The sequence below is a fragment of the Sphingomonas sp. GCM10030256 genome, from assembly GCF_042666415.1.
Taxonomy (GTDB): domain Bacteria; phylum Pseudomonadota; class Alphaproteobacteria; order Sphingomonadales; family Sphingomonadaceae; genus Sphingomicrobium.
Map to the genome: position 1 here is coordinate 154,640 of NZ_JBHTDI010000001.1, position 14,738 is coordinate 169,377.

Genomic DNA, 14,738 nt, shown 5'->3' on the forward strand with positions numbered 1-14,738 from the left:
TTTTCTGTTGCAGCGGTCTTGCGACGCTTTACGAAAGCTCCATGCGCATCGCGGTTGTCGGCGGCGGGCCGGCCGGCCTCTACTTTTCCTGCCTGATGAAACTGCGCGAACCGGCGCACGAAGTGACCCTGTTCGAGCGCAATCGAGAGGGCGAGACATTCGGCTGGGGCGTGGTCTTCTCTGACCAGACGCTTGAAAGCCTGCAGGCGGCGGACCCGGTCAGCGCCGCGGCGATCGCCGGCGAGTTCGCGCATTGGGATGACATCGCCGTTCATATCCATGGTGAGACCATCCGTTCTTCCGGTCATGGTTTTATCGGCATCGCGCGCAAGCGCTTGCTCGAGATCCTTTCATCGCGCGCCCGCGACCTGGGAGTGGATCTCCGCTTCGAGACGGAGTGCGGCGAGAGTCCGGAAGGCTTCGACCTGGTCGTCGCGGCGGACGGAATCAACAGCCGCCTGCGCGATGCCCGTCGGGAGGTCTTCGGGGTCGAAGTGGACGTCCGCCGCAACAAGTTCGTCTGGCTGGGCACGGGCAAGGCGTTCGACGCCTTCACCTTCGCGTTCGAGCAGACCGATGCCGGCTGGGTCTGGGCCCACGCCTATCGCTTCGACGAGGAGCTCTCGACATTCATCGTCGAAATGAGCGAAGAGACCTGGCGCGGCCTTGGTCTCGACGCAATGGCGCAGGACGCCGCGACCGCGCTGTGCGAGCGGATCTTCGCCCGCCACCTCGACGGCGAGAAGCTGCTCAGCAATTCCAGCCACCTGCGTGGATCGGCGGCTTGGCTCAATTTTCGCCGGATCAGTTGCAAGCGCTGGCACCACGGCAATCTCGTCCTGCTGGGCGACGCGGCCCACACCGCGCATTTCTCGATCGGGTCCGGCACCAAGCTGGCGCTGGAGGACGCGATCGCGTTGGCCGATGTGCTGAACCGCCCCGGTCTTCCGCTCGACCGGGCGCTGGAGAAATATCAGTCCGAGCGCGAGATCGAAGTGGTCAAGCTGCAGAACAGTGCCCGCAATTCGACCGAATGGTTCGAAACGCTGGAGCGCTACCTGCATTTCGAACCGATCCAGTTCGCCTATTCGCTACTCACCCGGTCGCAGCGGATCAGCCACGACAACCTCCGCGTGCGCGACTCCCGATGGCTGGAGGGTGTGGAACGCTGGTTCTGGGAGCGGGCAGGCCTGCCCGGCGGCAACGCCCCGCCGATGTTCGCGCCATTCAGGCTGCGCGGCATGGACATCGAAAACCGCATCGCGGTGTCGCCGATGGCAACCTACTCCGCGCAGGACGGCACGCCTGATGACTTCCACCTGGTCCATTACGGCGCGCGGGCGCAGGGAGGCGCGGGGCTGCTGTTCACCGAGATGACCTGCGTCTCGCCGCACGGCCGAATCACCCCCGGATGCGCCGGCATGTGGAACGACACTCATGTTGCGGCCTGGCGGCGGATCAGCGATTTCGTCCACGGCAACAGCCATGCAAGGTTCGTCCTTCAACTCGGCCACTCTGGCGGCAAGGGCTCGACCCAGCTTGGCTGGGAGAGGATGGATGCTCCGCTGGACAGCGGGAACTGGCCGCTGATCGCTGCGTCCGATGTGCCCTGGTCCCCTGACAACCAGCGCCCACGGCCGATGACTCGAGCCGACATGGACGAGGTGCGCGAGCTGTTCGTCTCCTCAACGCGCATGGCGATCGATGCGGGCTTCGACATGATCGAGCTCCACGCCGCGCACGGCTACCTGCTGTCGAGCTTCATCACTCCGCTCCAGAACCGGCGCACGGACGATTACGGCGGCAGCCTGGAGAACCGGCTGCGCTTCCCGCTGGAGGTGTTCACCGCAATGCGGGCGATATGGCCGGAGGATCGACCGATGTCGGTTCGCATCTCGGCGACCGACTGGGCAGGGGATGAGGGGGTCACCCCCGCCGAAGCCGTCGAGATCGCCCGTGCCTTCGCGGATGCCGGCGCCGACCTGATCGACGTCTCCGCCGGCCAGACCTGGACCGACGCTCGGCCGGTCTACGGGCGCATGTTCCAGACACCTTTCGCCGACCAGCTACGCAATGAGGGCCGGCTCGCGACCATGGCGGTGGGCAACATCTTCGAGCCGGACCATGCCAACGCAATCCTCGCGGCCGGCCGGGCCGATCTGGTCGCCCTTGGCCGGCCCCACCTCGCCGATCCTTATTGGACGCTGCGCGCAGCCGCGGCGCAGGGCTACGAAGGCCAATGGTGTCCTCCACCCTATCTCAACGGTATTGCCCAGCTGTCGCGCAATCTGAAACGGGCTGCGGACGCAGCGGTAAAGGTGTAGCCTGGTCCGGACAGCGCGTGTTAAGCTGTTGAGAGGCAAGGTGCCGACGATCATGCCCTACGCGTCGAACAGGACCGACCGCGCCACGGCCGCACTGCTGGTGATCGTCATCCATGCCGGCATGGCGATCGTGCTGGCGAATGGTTTCAGGGCTGATACCGCCAACTCGTTGACCGATGCGCTCAAGAGCTTCGAAGTCCTGGACTCGCCCGAGCCCGAGCTTCCGCCGGAAGACATTCCGCCCCCGCCTGACGTCCCCGAACTGGATATTCCGCCACCGCCGGACGCGCCGCTGCTGCCCTTGTCGCTGCTGCAGATGCTGCCGCAGCTTTCGCTGGCAGCTCCGCCCGAGGCGCCCGCGGCACCAAACATCGTTTCCGCGCCCGCCCCGGTGATTGCGCCGACACCGGCCGTCCAGCTGCCGCTTCCCTCACCGGTCCGGACGGCGGAAGTGAGTGCGCCCGTTTCCGGCACGGACAGAACCGTCGGAGCGGCAGCAGTGGCTGGTCCAGGCACCGGCGCCGCCGGCAGCGGCACCGGCTTTGGCGGCGGAGGCAGCGGGGGCAACGGGGCAGGCGGCGGCGGCATTGGCCGACCCGCAAGCTATGTGCCCGGAAGCGCCCGCGCTCGCCTGCCGGGCGAGATCGTCCGCACCGCGCCGGCGCCGGCGGGCCGATTGCCGCTCCGCCTGAGTATCCTGCCCACCGGCCGAGTCGGCGCTTGCGCCCCGCTCGCCACCAGCGGCAGCCCGATCCTTGATTCAGCCCTGTGCCGGAGCGTCGCCGCTCACAGCCGCTGGATCCCCGCGACCGACCGGGCAGGCCAGCCCATCACGGTGGACCTAGTGTTCCAGGCGACCTGGACCGATCGCTGATTGCTGTCGGCTAGCGACGGCTGGCGAGGACCGCCGAACCGCCGAGCTGGGCCAGCCGGCTGGCATCGCGGCCATAGATGTCCTGGTAGAAGGCCACCGAACTGCCGGACGGCACTGCGGTCAGATAGGTGAGGTAGACCGGTACCGGCTTGTCCAGCATCACCTTCTGCTCGGGCTTGGCCCCCTGCGCCTTGGGTGCCCGGCCGTTGTACAGCCAGGCTGCCAGCCGAGGCGCCGCCTCCAGCCGCACGCAGCCGCCGCTGAACAGGCGCGACGCCTCGCTGAACAGCTCGGTCGACGGGGTATCGTGCAGATAGATGCCTTGCGGGTTGGGGAACATGAACTTCATCGCGCCCATGCCGTTCGCCGGGCCCGGCAACTGGCGAACGCGAATTTCGCGGGTTCCGGCAGCGACCGCTTTCCAGTCGACTGTTCGCGGATCGACCACCTCCGGCGCATCGCCCCAATCGGACAACACCTGGTAGCCCTTGGCCTTGAGGAACCCGATGCCTTCCTTCAGCACGAACGGCGCGACCCGCTCGGCGACCAGGTCCGGCGGAACGTTCCAATAGGGATTGAGGCTGGTGTAGCGGATCAGCGCCGCCATCATTGGGGTCGCGTGGACGGGCTTGCCGACCACGACCCGCATCATGTCGACGACCTCGCCCCGCTCCATCATGAAGAGGCGCTGCTGCGCCGCATTCATGAGAACGTAGCGGCCGGCCTCCGAACCGGGCAGCGCCCGGACCCGCTCCAGGTTGAGCGCCAGCAAGGCCCGCTGCTGTTGATCGTGCCCCCCGTCCGTAAGCGCGTTCCGAAGGGGTGCGTAATAAGGATGCATCCAGCCCATGGTCTGGACGTAGCGGACAAGATCCGCCTGCCGTGCCGCCCCCTCGAGGATCGCGCGAGCATCCAACGCCTGCGACCGGAGCTGCGGATCGACGTAGATGATCCCGAGGTCCGGCCCCTGCCGAAGGTCGCGGACGTAATCCACGAAGGCGTCGCTGAGAAGCCGCTCGGCGCGTTGCGCCGCAAGCGGCGAACCGCCCCAGGCGGCGCGAAGGGCACGTTGCAATTCCTTGGTTCGGTATCGTCGCGGATCGAGTCCGTCGACGCGGGAGGCCGCCATCAGCGCGACGAGATCGGCGGCCGCCTGTTCCTGTCCTGGGCGGAGCCACCGCGGCGCGGCGCTCAGCGGGGTGGCGAGCCCGGCAACCGATCGGCCGTCCGGCAGCACCGCCGGGGCGGCAACGCTGGCCGACGAACCAACCGTTTGTGCGAACAACGGCGCCGGCGACAGCACCAAGGCTGCCGCGACGCCGCTGATCAAACACGAACGTGCCGGCCGCACGGGGCGGCCGGCACGCTGAACAGCTTTGGTACGCAAGCTGATCATTAACCTCCTTAGCCGCGCTCGCCGCTGCGGACGGGGGCGGTGTAGGTCGGCTGCTGGTAGGACGGGGCCGGAGCCTGGTAGCCGGCCGGTGCGCCCTGATAGTATTGGCCGTTCTGGACATAGCCGTCGACCCGGCCGTCATTGTTCTGGTCGGCCCAGATCGCGCCGGCGAGACCGCCGACCACTGCACCAGCGATCGCGCCTTCGACAACACTCACGCCAGGGATCAGCGCACCGGCGCCCGCACCGACGGCAGCACCGACACCGGCACCCGTGGCAACGCGGCCAAGCGTCGAATCCCAGCCAGACGGCTGACCCTGGTAATACTGGCCATTCTGGACGTAGCCGTCGGCATACCCGTCATTGTTGCGGTCGGCCCAAACGGCGCCCGCGAGGCCGCCAACCGCTGCGCCGACGGCGGCACCGGTGATGGTCGACACGCCCGGGACCACGGCGCCGACGGCCGCGCCGCCTGCGGCACCGACGGCGGCGCCGGTCGCGGCGTCGGCGAGGGTGTCATTGCTGGTGCTGGCGCAAGCGCCAAGCGACAGCGAGCCGGCCAACAGCAGGCCCATCGCAGTTTTCTTCATATGCTCTCTCCCGATGGTAAAAACGACAGACCGTGCCCCGACGGTCTTAACCGGCGACGGCGCACAAAGTCAGCGCTCCTCCAACGACACAGGGTTGAGAGGGTTCCGGCGGTGAAACAAACCACTGCAACCATTGCGTTTCATTCGTGGCCAAAACGCATCGGGCGCTCGAAGGCTCCCTGCGGGAGAGGGCATCTTGAGGCCCTTTCGAGGCAGAACGCGGCAGGCTGGCGGAGACGGAGGGATTCGAACCCTCGGTAAGGGAATTCCCCCTACGGCGGTTTAGCAAACCGCTGGTTTCAGCCACTCACCCACGTCTCCGGACGCCGCGGCAGCGAGCCGCTTAGCGGAGTGCTGCGCCGGGTTCAACCACACTCGTTTAGTCCAATTTCGCCGCTCGTCAGAGCGAGAAGCAACGCAGCAAACGTCGGCTGACCGACATTCGGTGCAGTGTAAGTGCTTCAAAGCAAACCTATTGCCAGTATTCGGAACGTTGGCGTAATGCTCGTCGAAGGGGGGGCGCAGAGCCGCTAAGCGGCTGGGCCGCCCCGTGCCATCGCGACGCTGGGGAGCCCGCAAGTGCATTCGGATCCAATTTCCAGGTCGCCGCTGTCTGCGGAAGCCTTCGCCGGCAACCGCTTGCTCGCGGCGCTGCCGGCGCAGGCACTCGCACTGATCGAACCCAGTCTGCAGCTGCGCGATATCGCCCCGGGTGAGATCGTCCTCACCTCCGGGGAGCCGGTCAAGCAGACGTTATTCCCGTGCGACGGGCTGATGGTGTCGATGCTGGTGGAGCTAACCGGCGCCCGGGCCGTGGAAGTGGCGTCGATCGGCAAGGAGGGCGCGATCGGCGGCATCATCAGCTGCGGCGCAGCGCCTGCCTTCACTCACGCGGTGGCGCAGACAGGCGGGCAGGCCTTGGCCATGCCGATGCATGCGCTGGAACTTGCCAAGAGCGCTTCGCCGGACATCAAGAACCTCTTCTGCCGCTATTCCGACTACCTGCTCTCGCAGGTGATGCAGTCGGTCGCGTGCAACGCCTTCCACCCGATCGAGGCGCGGACCGCCCGCTGGCTGCTGACGGCGCAGGATCGGGTCGGCAGCGAACGCATCCCGCTGACGCAGGAGGCGCTGGCCGGCCTGCTGGGCGTCCAGCGAACCACCGTCAATGCGATCGCCCGCGCCATGCAGGACCAGCAGCTGATCTCCTACCGGCGCGGAGCCATTCAGATCCGCAGCCGCGAAGGCCTGCTCAAGGCCAGCTGCGAATGCTACAGCGCGGTCGAGGACCATTTCGCCAACGTGCTCGGGTCGGGGAACGTATTTGGCGAAACGGGCTGCTAGCCGACGGCGGCAAGTTTCCAGTGCAGGGTCTCTCCGGCGTGGAACGGCACTACTGCGCTGCTCCCGGCCGCCAGCGACACCGGAATTTCGACATCGGTTCGCTCCAGGGTCAGCGAGCTCTCGTTGAGGGGCAGGCCGTAGAAGCGCGGCCCGTTGACGGACGCGAATGCCTCAAGCCGATCCAGCGCGCCATCGGCGTCGAACACGGTGGCGTAGCTCTCCATCGCATAGGGCGCGTTGAAGATGCCGGCGCAACCGCAGGAGGCTTCCTTGGCTTCCCGCACATGGGGAGCGCTGTCTGTGCCCAGGAAGTAGCGCGGATTCCCTGACGTCGCCGCCGCCCGCACCGCCAGCCGGTGCCGCTCGCGCTTTGCCACCGGCAAGCAATAGGCATGGGGACGAAGGCCGCCGGCAAACAGCGCGTTGCGGTTGATCAGCAGGTGCTGCGGCGTAATCGTCGCGCCTATCCCGGTCCGAGCATCGCGAACGAAGTGAGCCGCCTCCTCGGTCGTGATATGCTCCAGCACGATCCGAAGCTCCGGGAAGTCGCGGGCCATCGGCTCCAGCACCTGCTGGATGAACACTGCTTCGCGATCGAAGACGTCGATCGCCGGATCGGTCACTTCCCCATGCACCAGCAGCGGCATGCCGATCCGCTGCATGCGCTCCAGAACCGGCTGGAGCTTGCGGAGGTCGGTCACCCCGAAGGCGCTGTTGGTCGTGGCATTGGCCGGGTAGAGCTTGCACGCGATCCACACCCGTTCCTCAAACCCGCGCGCGATCTCGTCCGGATCGCTGGCATCGGTCAGGTAGCAGGTCATCAGCGGAGTGAAGCCGCTCGCCTCCTCAACCGCCGCGACGATCCGATCGCGGTACGCCAGTGCCGCCGCAACGCTCGTTACCGGCGGCGTGAGGTTGGGCATCACGATCGCCCGGGCGAACTGCCGTGCCGTGTAGGGCGCGACCGCCTGCAGCATCTCGCCGTCGCGAAGATGCACGTGCCAATCGTCGGGTCGGCGGATGGTGATGCTTTGCGTTTCCACGCGGGCTCCTTAGCTAAGGGCCATGCCCGCCACCACCCTTCCCTCGCGCGCCCTCCTCCGCTTGGCCGGCGAGGATGTCCGCGGGTTCCTCCAGGGGCTGGTGACCAGCGACTTGGCAGGCGATCTGCCGGTCTGGACCGGGCTTCTGACCCCACAGGGCAAATGCCTCTTCGACTTCCTCGTATGGGACGACGGCGACGATCTGCTGCTCGACTGCGAGGCCCAGGCGAGCGCCGACCTGGCCAGGCGCTTGTCGATATACCGTCTGCGCCGGAACATCACGATCACGCCGGACGGGGCGCTGGCCGTCCATTGGTCCCCTGACGGACAGCAGGGTGTCCCGGACCCCAGGCTTCCGGCACTTGGGCAGCGCTGGCTGGCCCCGCCCGAGGATGGCTCCGCGGAGGCCGCATGGCTCGCCCATCGCCTTGACCTTGGCGTCTGCGAAGGCCGCGCCGAACTCGGCGACCTGCTCTGGCTGGAGTGCAATGCGGCGGAACTCAACGGGGTCAGCTTCACCAAGGGATGCTTTGTCGGCCAGGAGAATACCGCTCGGATGAACTGGCGCAGCAGGGTCAACCGGCGGCTGGTCATTGTCCCGGCGGCGGCGCAGGGCCCACGAACGAGAATGCTGTATCCGGATCTCGGATTGGCCGTCGAGCACCGCCGGGTGGAGGAGCTTGGCAGCCTCCCCTTGCCGGACTGGCTCGCCCCCGCCGTCTGAAACGCGGTCCCCCTGTGGCTTCCCGGTCACTTGTGTTGTCGAGTCCACCTCAGCCATAAACGACGGCAGAGAGCCGCGTTCGCCGCGGCTGAGGGAGGAATTAACAATGTCGTTCACGAAGCTGACCGGCGCCCTGCTCGGCGCATCCGCCATCGCCTTTACCGCCGCCGCGCCGGCCTCCGCTCAGAGGGTCGACAAGATCGTGTCCTTCGGAGACAGCTATGCCGACACCGGCAATGCCGTCGCGCTAACGCCGGCGGCGATCCGAACTCAGCTCCAGACGCTGTACCCGACCGGCCGCTTCTCGGGCGGGACCAATTACATCGATACGCTGTCGCAGATTCTCAATGCTCCGATCGAGAATTACGCCATCGGCGGCGCCCAGACCGGCACTGGCAACCAGAATTTCGGCCTTCCCGGCTTCACCCAGGAAACGCAGATTTTTGTGACCGGCACCGTTCCGGCTGGCACCACGACCTTCCCGGTCAGCAATCGCGTCTTCGAGCCGGGCGACCTTCTGGCCGTGTCGATTGGCGGCAACGATGCACGGGCCTATCAGCAGCTTAATCCGACTGCCACCACTGCCACGGCCCAAGCTGCCGCTCAGCTGTCCGTCGCCAACGCCACGGCGAACCTGAACGCGCTTGTCGGCGCCGGCGCTCCGACCATCAGCTTCCTGGCGGGCGACACCGGCCGTCTGCCGGAGATCGCTACCAATCCGGCCGGGGCAGCCATCCGCAGCACCTTCTCGACCGCCTTCAATACCGGCATCCAGGGAACGCTGGCCGGCTATGCGGCGGATGGCGTGGTGGTCCACTACCTCGACCTCAATGCCGTGCTCGACAATGTCATCGCCAATCCGACGGCGTTCGGCATCACCAACGGCATTGCCTGCCCGGTTGCTCCCAACCCGACCTGCATCTCGACGAGCGGCGCGGGCTACCTGTTCTATGCCGACGCGCTTCACCTGACCTCCGACGGGTTCGAGGTCGTTGCCCGTTACGTCGCCGCGCAGCTGCAGGCCCCGCTAACGCTCGCCGCTCCATCTGACCTGGCCCTCGACACCGCCCGCCAGTTCGGCCGCACGCTGACCACCCGCGTGGACCTCGGCTCGCCCCGCGATGGCGAAGTCGGCCAGGGTGTCCGCCTCTTCGTCACCGGCGACATGTTCTCCCGCGACAATGAGCGCACCGCAAGCACCGATCCGTTCGACATCGACGGCGTCGGCGGAACCGCCGGGCTCGAGGCCGGCTTCGGCAATGCAGTCGTTGGCGCGGCGGTCAACTACACCCGTGCCCGGGCGCGGTTCGGCGCGGGGATCGCCCGCGACCGCAGCCGCACCGTCCAGGTCGGCGGCTTTGCCGGCTACGCGCTAGGGCCGGTGTTCGCCCAGGCCCACGCCGGCTACGGCTGGGACAACCACAAATTGCGCCGCAACGGCGTCGTCGAGGGCCTGCGGGCCGACGCGGACGGCAACCATTGGACGCTGGGCGGCAAGGCCGGATACCTGATGCCGATGGGCGCGGTGCGGATCGGCCCGGTCGTCGCGCTCGACTATGCCCGCGCCAAGGTCGACGGCTACACGGAGGAAGGCGACGCCGCCCTGACCCTCAACGTCGGGCGCCAGCGCTATACGGCGCTGACTGGCAACCTCGGCCTCGAGGCCCGGAGCGATTTCGCCGGCGGCGGCATCGCGCTGCGGCCGTTCGTCGCCGCGATGGTGGAAAAGGACTTCAAGGGCGACGGCCGGATCGCCACCTTCGCCCAGACCAGCGCTCCGGGCATCGTCAACCGCTGGGACCTCGGCGAGCGCTCCAAGAAGGCCTACGCCCGTCTGACCGGCGGTGCCAGCGCGGCGATCCTGCCGGGCGCCAGCCTCGACGCCGCCGCCAGCGCCACCTTCGGCAAGGATGAAGGCGAGGACGTCTCGGCGCACGTCGGCTTCCGCCTGGGCTTCTGACGAGGAGGGCGGCCGGTTAAGCGCCGGCCGCCCCTCTCTTGACAGCAGGGCCCGCCAGTCCGCCTCATGCTTCCGGGTCCCCGAAGCCGCTCCTGTCCGGCCGTCAGTACCAACCCTTGTGCTGCTGACGGTTGCGCTTTTTCTCCTTGAGCTGGCACCCGGTCCAGCCGCCCGGCCCGACTGCCGAGCAGGACCCGATCCCACTGTCGCCATGCTCGGTCCAGCGCGACCGCTCTCGGGAGACGCTGTCGACGCCCGCCGTCGGTTCCCACTTCTTCGGGTCGCTCACCTGATACCGCCCCACCGCATCCCGGCGCCGGCAAACCACGATCGCATCCCCGTCGTCCTGCGACCGGCACTCCTGCTCGGCGACCTGCCGGGTCGCGGCGCCAGCAAGATCGGGCCCTGCGGCAGCCGCGAACATGATCAGGATCAATGACACCCGCCGCACCATGGCTCCATGACTGGCCTATTGGAAGCCTCCGCTCCAGCTCATGTCTCGCCTGGCGCAAACCCTGGTCATTGCCGGTCAAGGTCGGGCAGCCTATGTGCCGGCCATGGCCTCGCTCGTTCGCCTGCTCGCCCTGCTCGCGCTGGTGCTCATGCCGTTCGGCATGGCGTCCGCTCCGGCTGCTGCCCACGGCGCGGCCACGACGCAGCCCGTCGCGCCGGCAGCGCAGACCGGTGAGCACTGCGACCAGCAGCAACGCCCCGACATGCCGGCCAAGCCGAAGACGGATTGCGCGATGGCCTGCGCTGCCTTGCTGCCCGAGGGCGCCATCCCGCTCGTCGAAGAACTGCGCCCGGCCGCGCCGCGCCACGCGGTCCTGATTTCGCCTGCGCCCGGTGCCGGGCCCGAGCTTGCCACTCCCCCTCCGAAGCTGGGCTGAAGCTTTTCCTTCCCCAGACCATCAGTTCGTTCGGAGTTTCTGCACATGAAGACCATCATCGCCGCCATCGCCCTCCTCGTCGCGGCTCCGGCCGCGGCTCAGGCCGCTCCTGCGGCAGACCCTCACGCCGGCCATGCCCAGCACCAGCAGGGCGGCCAGCATCACGACGGCCATGGCAGCAAGGGGCAGGCTCATGCCGGCCACGACATGGCCTGCTGCAAGGACGGCAAGAATGCCGACTGCTGCGCCAAGGCGAAGCAGAAAGGCGCAAAGGCCGATTGCTGCGCCGAGCACAAGGGCAAGGCCGGCGAGCATGCCGGCCACGGCGGCCACGCCGGCCATTGATCGATGACCTAAGGCGCCCTGGCTCCGGCCGGGTGCCTTTGGCTCCCGACACTCCTACAGGACGTTCCCGCCCTCGGGGACGCGGATAAGCAATGACCTCATTTCCCGTTGATCGCCGCGGCTTCCTCGCCGCTGGTGGTGCCGCTGCCGGCATTCTCGCCCTTCAGCCGGCCTGGGCTCGGACAAACAGCCACGGCACCGTCCACAAGGGTTTCCAGCCGCTGGCTGGCAAAGACCTGACCCTGACGGTCGCCCACACCCGGTTCGCTGTCGATGGCCGCGTCGGTCATGCGATCGCGCTGAACGGCACCATTCCCGCGCCGCTGCTGCGGCTGAAGGAAGGCGAGAACGTGCGCCTGACTGTCCGCAACGAACTGGACGAGGACACGTCAATCCACTGGCACGGGCTGCTCGTCCCCTTTCAGATGGACGGCGTGCCGGGGGTCAGCTTCCCCGGCATCAAGGGCAAGTCCACTTTCACTTACGAATTCCCGCTCAAGCAGTCCGGGACCTACTGGTACCACAGCCATTCCGGGCTCCAGGAGCAGATCGGCCACTACGGTCCGATGATCATCGATCCGGTGGGCCCGGACCCCGTCGCCTACGACCGCGAGCATGTGCTCCTTCTCAGCGACTGGACCTTCCTGCACCCCCATACCGTGTTCACGCGGTTGAAGCAGGAAGGCGGCTTCTTCAACCGGCAGAAGCAGACGCTGACCGATCGCCTGTCGGGCAAGGCGGATCCGATGACCGCGCAGGAACGTGACATGTTCGCGCGGATGCGAATGGATCCGACTGATATCTCGGACACGTCGGAAGCCGCATTCAAGTTCCTGCTGAACGGTCACACGTCCGCGGAGAATTGGACCGGCCTGTTCCGCGCCGGCGAGCGCGTCCGGCTGCGGATCATCAACGCCGCCGCACAGACCGTCTTCAACCTGCGCATCCCCGGGCTGCGCATGACGGTGGTCGCGACCGACGGGATCAACGTGCGCCCCGTCGCCGTCGATGAATTCCAGATCGGCAATGCGGAGACGTACGACGTCATCGTCGAGCCGGAGGATCGCGCCTATTCGATCGTCGCCGAGACGATCGACCGCTCCGGCATGGCGCTCGCGACGCTGGCGCCGCGGGTAGGCCTGCGCGCCGCAATTCCGCCGCTTCGCGAGCGGCCGACGCTCGGCATGAAGGACATGGGCATGGATCATTCCGCCGGCGGGCATGGAGGGTCGGGCGGAGGCGTCGACCACTCGGCCCATGGCGGAGCCGCGCCGGCCGCGACCGCGTCGGCGGCGCCGCCCATGGACCATGGCGACATGGACATGCGCGACAAGTCGAAGGTGACCTTCCCCGTTGAGGTTGGAGTGGACATGATCGCGCCGATGCCGACCGATCGCACCGGCGATCCCGGTGTCGGGCTGGAGAATGTCGGCCACAAGGTGCTGACCTATCGCGACCTGATCGCGCTCACCCCCAACGCCGATACGCGCGCGCCGACCCGCCGCATCGACATCCACCTGACCGGCAATATGGAACGGTTCATGTGGTCCATGGACGGCGAGCAACTGTCCGAGAACCCCGAACCCTACCGTCTGGCCCGCAACGAGCGGGTCCGGATGCGGCTGATCAACGACACCATGATGACGCATCCGATGCACATCCACGGTCACTTCTGGCAGTTGGTGAACGGCCATGGCACCCACCAGCCCGCCAAGCATACGGTGCGGGTGCTGCCGGGTGGTTATGTCGATCTCGACATGACTGCGGACGCGCCCGGCGATTGGGCGTTCCACTGCCACCTTCTCTACCACATGCATGCCGGGATGATGCGCGTCGTCCAGGTTCGCCCGCTCGATGGAGCCGCGGCATGAAGCGGCTGCTGATGATCCTGGCGGCAACCGCCTTGTCGACCGCTCCGGCGCTGGCCCAGCACGCCGGGCACAATCCGCACGCCGGCCATGTCATGCCCGCCAAGAAGCCCGCCCCTCGGAAGGCGCCAGCCAAGAAGCCTGTCGCGAAGAAGCCGGTTGCCAAGAAGCCACTTGCCAAGAAGCCGGCTTCGACGAAACCGGCCGTCAAGAAGGCTGTGGCTAAACCATCTGCGGGCAAGAGGGCCACGGCCAGGAAGCCGGTCCCCAAGGCGCAACCGGCAAGGAAACCCGCAACGAAGGCGATCGACCCACATGCGGGTCACCGCGCCGCGATGCCGGCGTCGACTCTGCAGAAGGATCCGCACGCGGGCCATGCGGTGCCGCAGACTGACCCGCATGCCGGCCACACAATGCCTCCGCCGGACCCCCACGCCGGCCACGCCATGCCTCAGGCGACCCCTCCCCCAGCAATGGCGGACCCGCATGCCGGCCATACGATGCCGCCATCGCCGGTTGCCGGCGCCGACCCGCACGCCGGGCACGGGACCGGAGACACCGCCGCGGCGCCACCGGTGGCGGGCCCGCCCCCCGAAGCACTGAGCGGACCCGAGCATGCTGCCGATGCATTCTGGGGCGCCGGCGAGATGCAGCGCGCCCGCCGCGGGCTGCTCGCGGAGCATGGCGACATGCCCGCGTACAAGGTGCTGGTCGACCAGGCCGAAACCCGGCTGCGCAAGGATCGCGACGGCTATTTCGTGAACGCGGAGGCCTGGTACGGCGGTGACATCGACAAGTTGTGGCTCAAGACCGAGGTTGAAGGCGACCACGGCAGCAAGCCCGAACAGGCCGAGGTGCAGGGGCTATGGAGCCACGCCATCGATCCCTGGTTCGACCTGCAGACCGGCATCCGAGTGGACCTTCGCCCGCAACGCCGGCCGCATCTGGTGGTCGGCGTGCAGGGCCTCGCCCCCTACTGGATCGAAGTCGATGCCGCGGCTTTCCTGTCGAGCAAGGGCGACGTCACCGCCCGCTTCGAGGCGGAGCATGACGCGCGGATCACGCAAAAGCTGATCCTCCAGCCCCGCGCCGAACTCGACTTCGCGCTCCAGGACATTCGTGACGAGAGGATCGGCGCCGGGCTGTCGAATGCCGAGCTTGGTCTGCGCCTCCGCTACCAGGTCACCCAGCAATTCTCGCCCTATGTCGGCATCGCCTATGAGCGCGCCTTTGGCGATACGCGCCGGTTCCGGCGGGCGGATGGTGATGATATCGGCGGGGCGGCTCTGGTCGCGGGCCTGCGCTTGTGGTTCTGATGCCTCGATTAACGGCCATGCTGGCCAGCGGCTGAGCATCTTGTAAGCTGGTCAGTCTCCAGGA

The 14,738-nt window shown here is 67.4% G+C and carries 13 protein-coding genes and 1 tRNA gene; 9 read left to right on the forward strand and 5 right to left on the reverse strand.

Translation table 11 applies throughout. The features are described 5' to 3' along the window. Window positions 1-41: 41 nt before the first annotated feature. On the forward strand, window positions 42-2,324 hold the full coding sequence (locus ACFQPG_RS00720) for a bifunctional salicylyl-CoA 5-hydroxylase/oxidoreductase (RefSeq protein WP_380809439.1): 2,283 nt from the start codon (window positions 42-44) through the stop codon (window positions 2,322-2,324). Between the two features lie 52 nt (window positions 2,325-2,376). Continuing rightward, entirely contained in the window at window positions 2,377-3,198 is an 822-nt protein-coding gene (locus tag ACFQPG_RS00725; protein ID WP_380809441.1) for an energy transducer TonB, read from the forward strand. A gap of 10 nt (window positions 3,199-3,208) precedes the next feature. On the opposite strand, the gene ACFQPG_RS00730 is transcribed toward ACFQPG_RS00725, so the two are convergent. The 3 genes from ACFQPG_RS00730 to ACFQPG_RS00740 form a co-directional block, all read right to left on the reverse strand. Beyond that, the gene (locus ACFQPG_RS00730) at window positions 3,209-4,501 is read right to left on the reverse strand and encodes a L,D-transpeptidase family protein (RefSeq protein ID WP_380809443.1); all 1,293 of its coding nucleotides are present in this window, start codon (window positions 4,499-4,501) and stop codon (window positions 3,209-3,211) included. Between the two features lie 101 nt (window positions 4,502-4,602). Continuing rightward, complete coding sequence (locus ACFQPG_RS00735; protein ID WP_380809445.1) at window positions 4,603-5,184, reverse strand: YMGG-like glycine zipper-containing protein; 582 nt, start codon at window positions 5,182-5,184, stop codon at window positions 4,603-4,605. Window positions 5,185-5,412: 228 nt separating this feature from the next. Next, window positions 5,413-5,505, reverse strand: a tRNA-Ser gene (locus ACFQPG_RS00740). 258 nt (window positions 5,506-5,763) lie between these two features. Here ACFQPG_RS00740 and ACFQPG_RS00745 point away from each other — a divergent pair. Next, window positions 5,764-6,528: a Crp/Fnr family transcriptional regulator gene (locus tag ACFQPG_RS00745; protein WP_380809446.1), complete on the forward strand. Its 765-nt coding sequence runs from the start codon at window positions 5,764-5,766 to the stop codon at window positions 6,526-6,528. On the opposite strand, the gene pyrC is transcribed toward ACFQPG_RS00745, so the two are convergent. Further along, complete coding sequence (gene pyrC / locus ACFQPG_RS00750) at window positions 6,525-7,571, reverse strand: dihydroorotase (protein ID WP_380809447.1); 1,047 nt, start codon at window positions 7,569-7,571, stop codon at window positions 6,525-6,527. The two genes, ACFQPG_RS00745 and pyrC, sit on opposite strands and share 4 nt — an antisense overlap. Window positions 7,572-7,593: 22 nt before the next feature. Between pyrC and ACFQPG_RS00755 the strand changes: the two genes are divergently transcribed. Together ACFQPG_RS00755 and ACFQPG_RS00760 are read left to right on the forward strand one after the other, a co-directional pair. Continuing rightward, a complete protein-coding gene (locus tag ACFQPG_RS00755; RefSeq protein WP_380809449.1) occupies window positions 7,594-8,295 on the forward strand; it encodes a YgfZ/GcvT domain-containing protein in 702 nt (233 codons plus the stop codon). 106 nt (window positions 8,296-8,401) lie between these two features. Then, complete coding sequence (locus tag ACFQPG_RS00760; protein WP_380809451.1) at window positions 8,402-10,255, forward strand: autotransporter domain-containing protein; 1,854 nt, start codon at window positions 8,402-8,404, stop codon at window positions 10,253-10,255. 103 nt (window positions 10,256-10,358) lie between these two features. Here ACFQPG_RS00760 and ACFQPG_RS00765 read toward each other — a convergent pair whose 3' ends face one another. Continuing rightward, window positions 10,359-10,697: a hypothetical protein gene (locus tag ACFQPG_RS00765; RefSeq protein WP_380809452.1), complete on the reverse strand. Its 339-nt coding sequence runs from the start codon at window positions 10,695-10,697 to the stop codon at window positions 10,359-10,361. A 52-nt stretch (window positions 10,698-10,749) separates the two neighbouring features. Between ACFQPG_RS00765 and ACFQPG_RS00770 the strand changes: the two genes are divergently transcribed. From ACFQPG_RS00770 to ACFQPG_RS00785, 4 genes are all read left to right on the forward strand, one after another. Beyond that, entirely contained in the window at window positions 10,750-11,145 is a 396-nt protein-coding gene (locus ACFQPG_RS00770) for a hypothetical protein (protein ID WP_380809454.1), read from the forward strand. 45 nt (window positions 11,146-11,190) lie between these two features. Next, a complete protein-coding gene (locus tag ACFQPG_RS00775; RefSeq protein ID WP_380809456.1) occupies window positions 11,191-11,490 on the forward strand; it encodes a hypothetical protein in 300 nt (99 codons plus the stop codon). Window positions 11,491-11,582: 92 nt separating this feature from the next. Then, window positions 11,583-13,361 (forward strand): copper resistance system multicopper oxidase, encoded by a 1,779-nt coding sequence (locus ACFQPG_RS00780; RefSeq protein WP_380809457.1) that lies wholly within the window; start codon window positions 11,583-11,585, stop codon window positions 13,359-13,361. Continuing rightward, the gene (locus ACFQPG_RS00785) at window positions 13,358-14,674 is read left to right on the forward strand and encodes a copper resistance protein B (protein ID WP_380809459.1); all 1,317 of its coding nucleotides are present in this window, start codon (window positions 13,358-13,360) and stop codon (window positions 14,672-14,674) included. The genes ACFQPG_RS00780 and ACFQPG_RS00785 overlap by 4 nt, the downstream gene beginning before the upstream one ends. The last annotated feature ends 64 nt before the right edge of the window (window positions 14,675-14,738 follow it).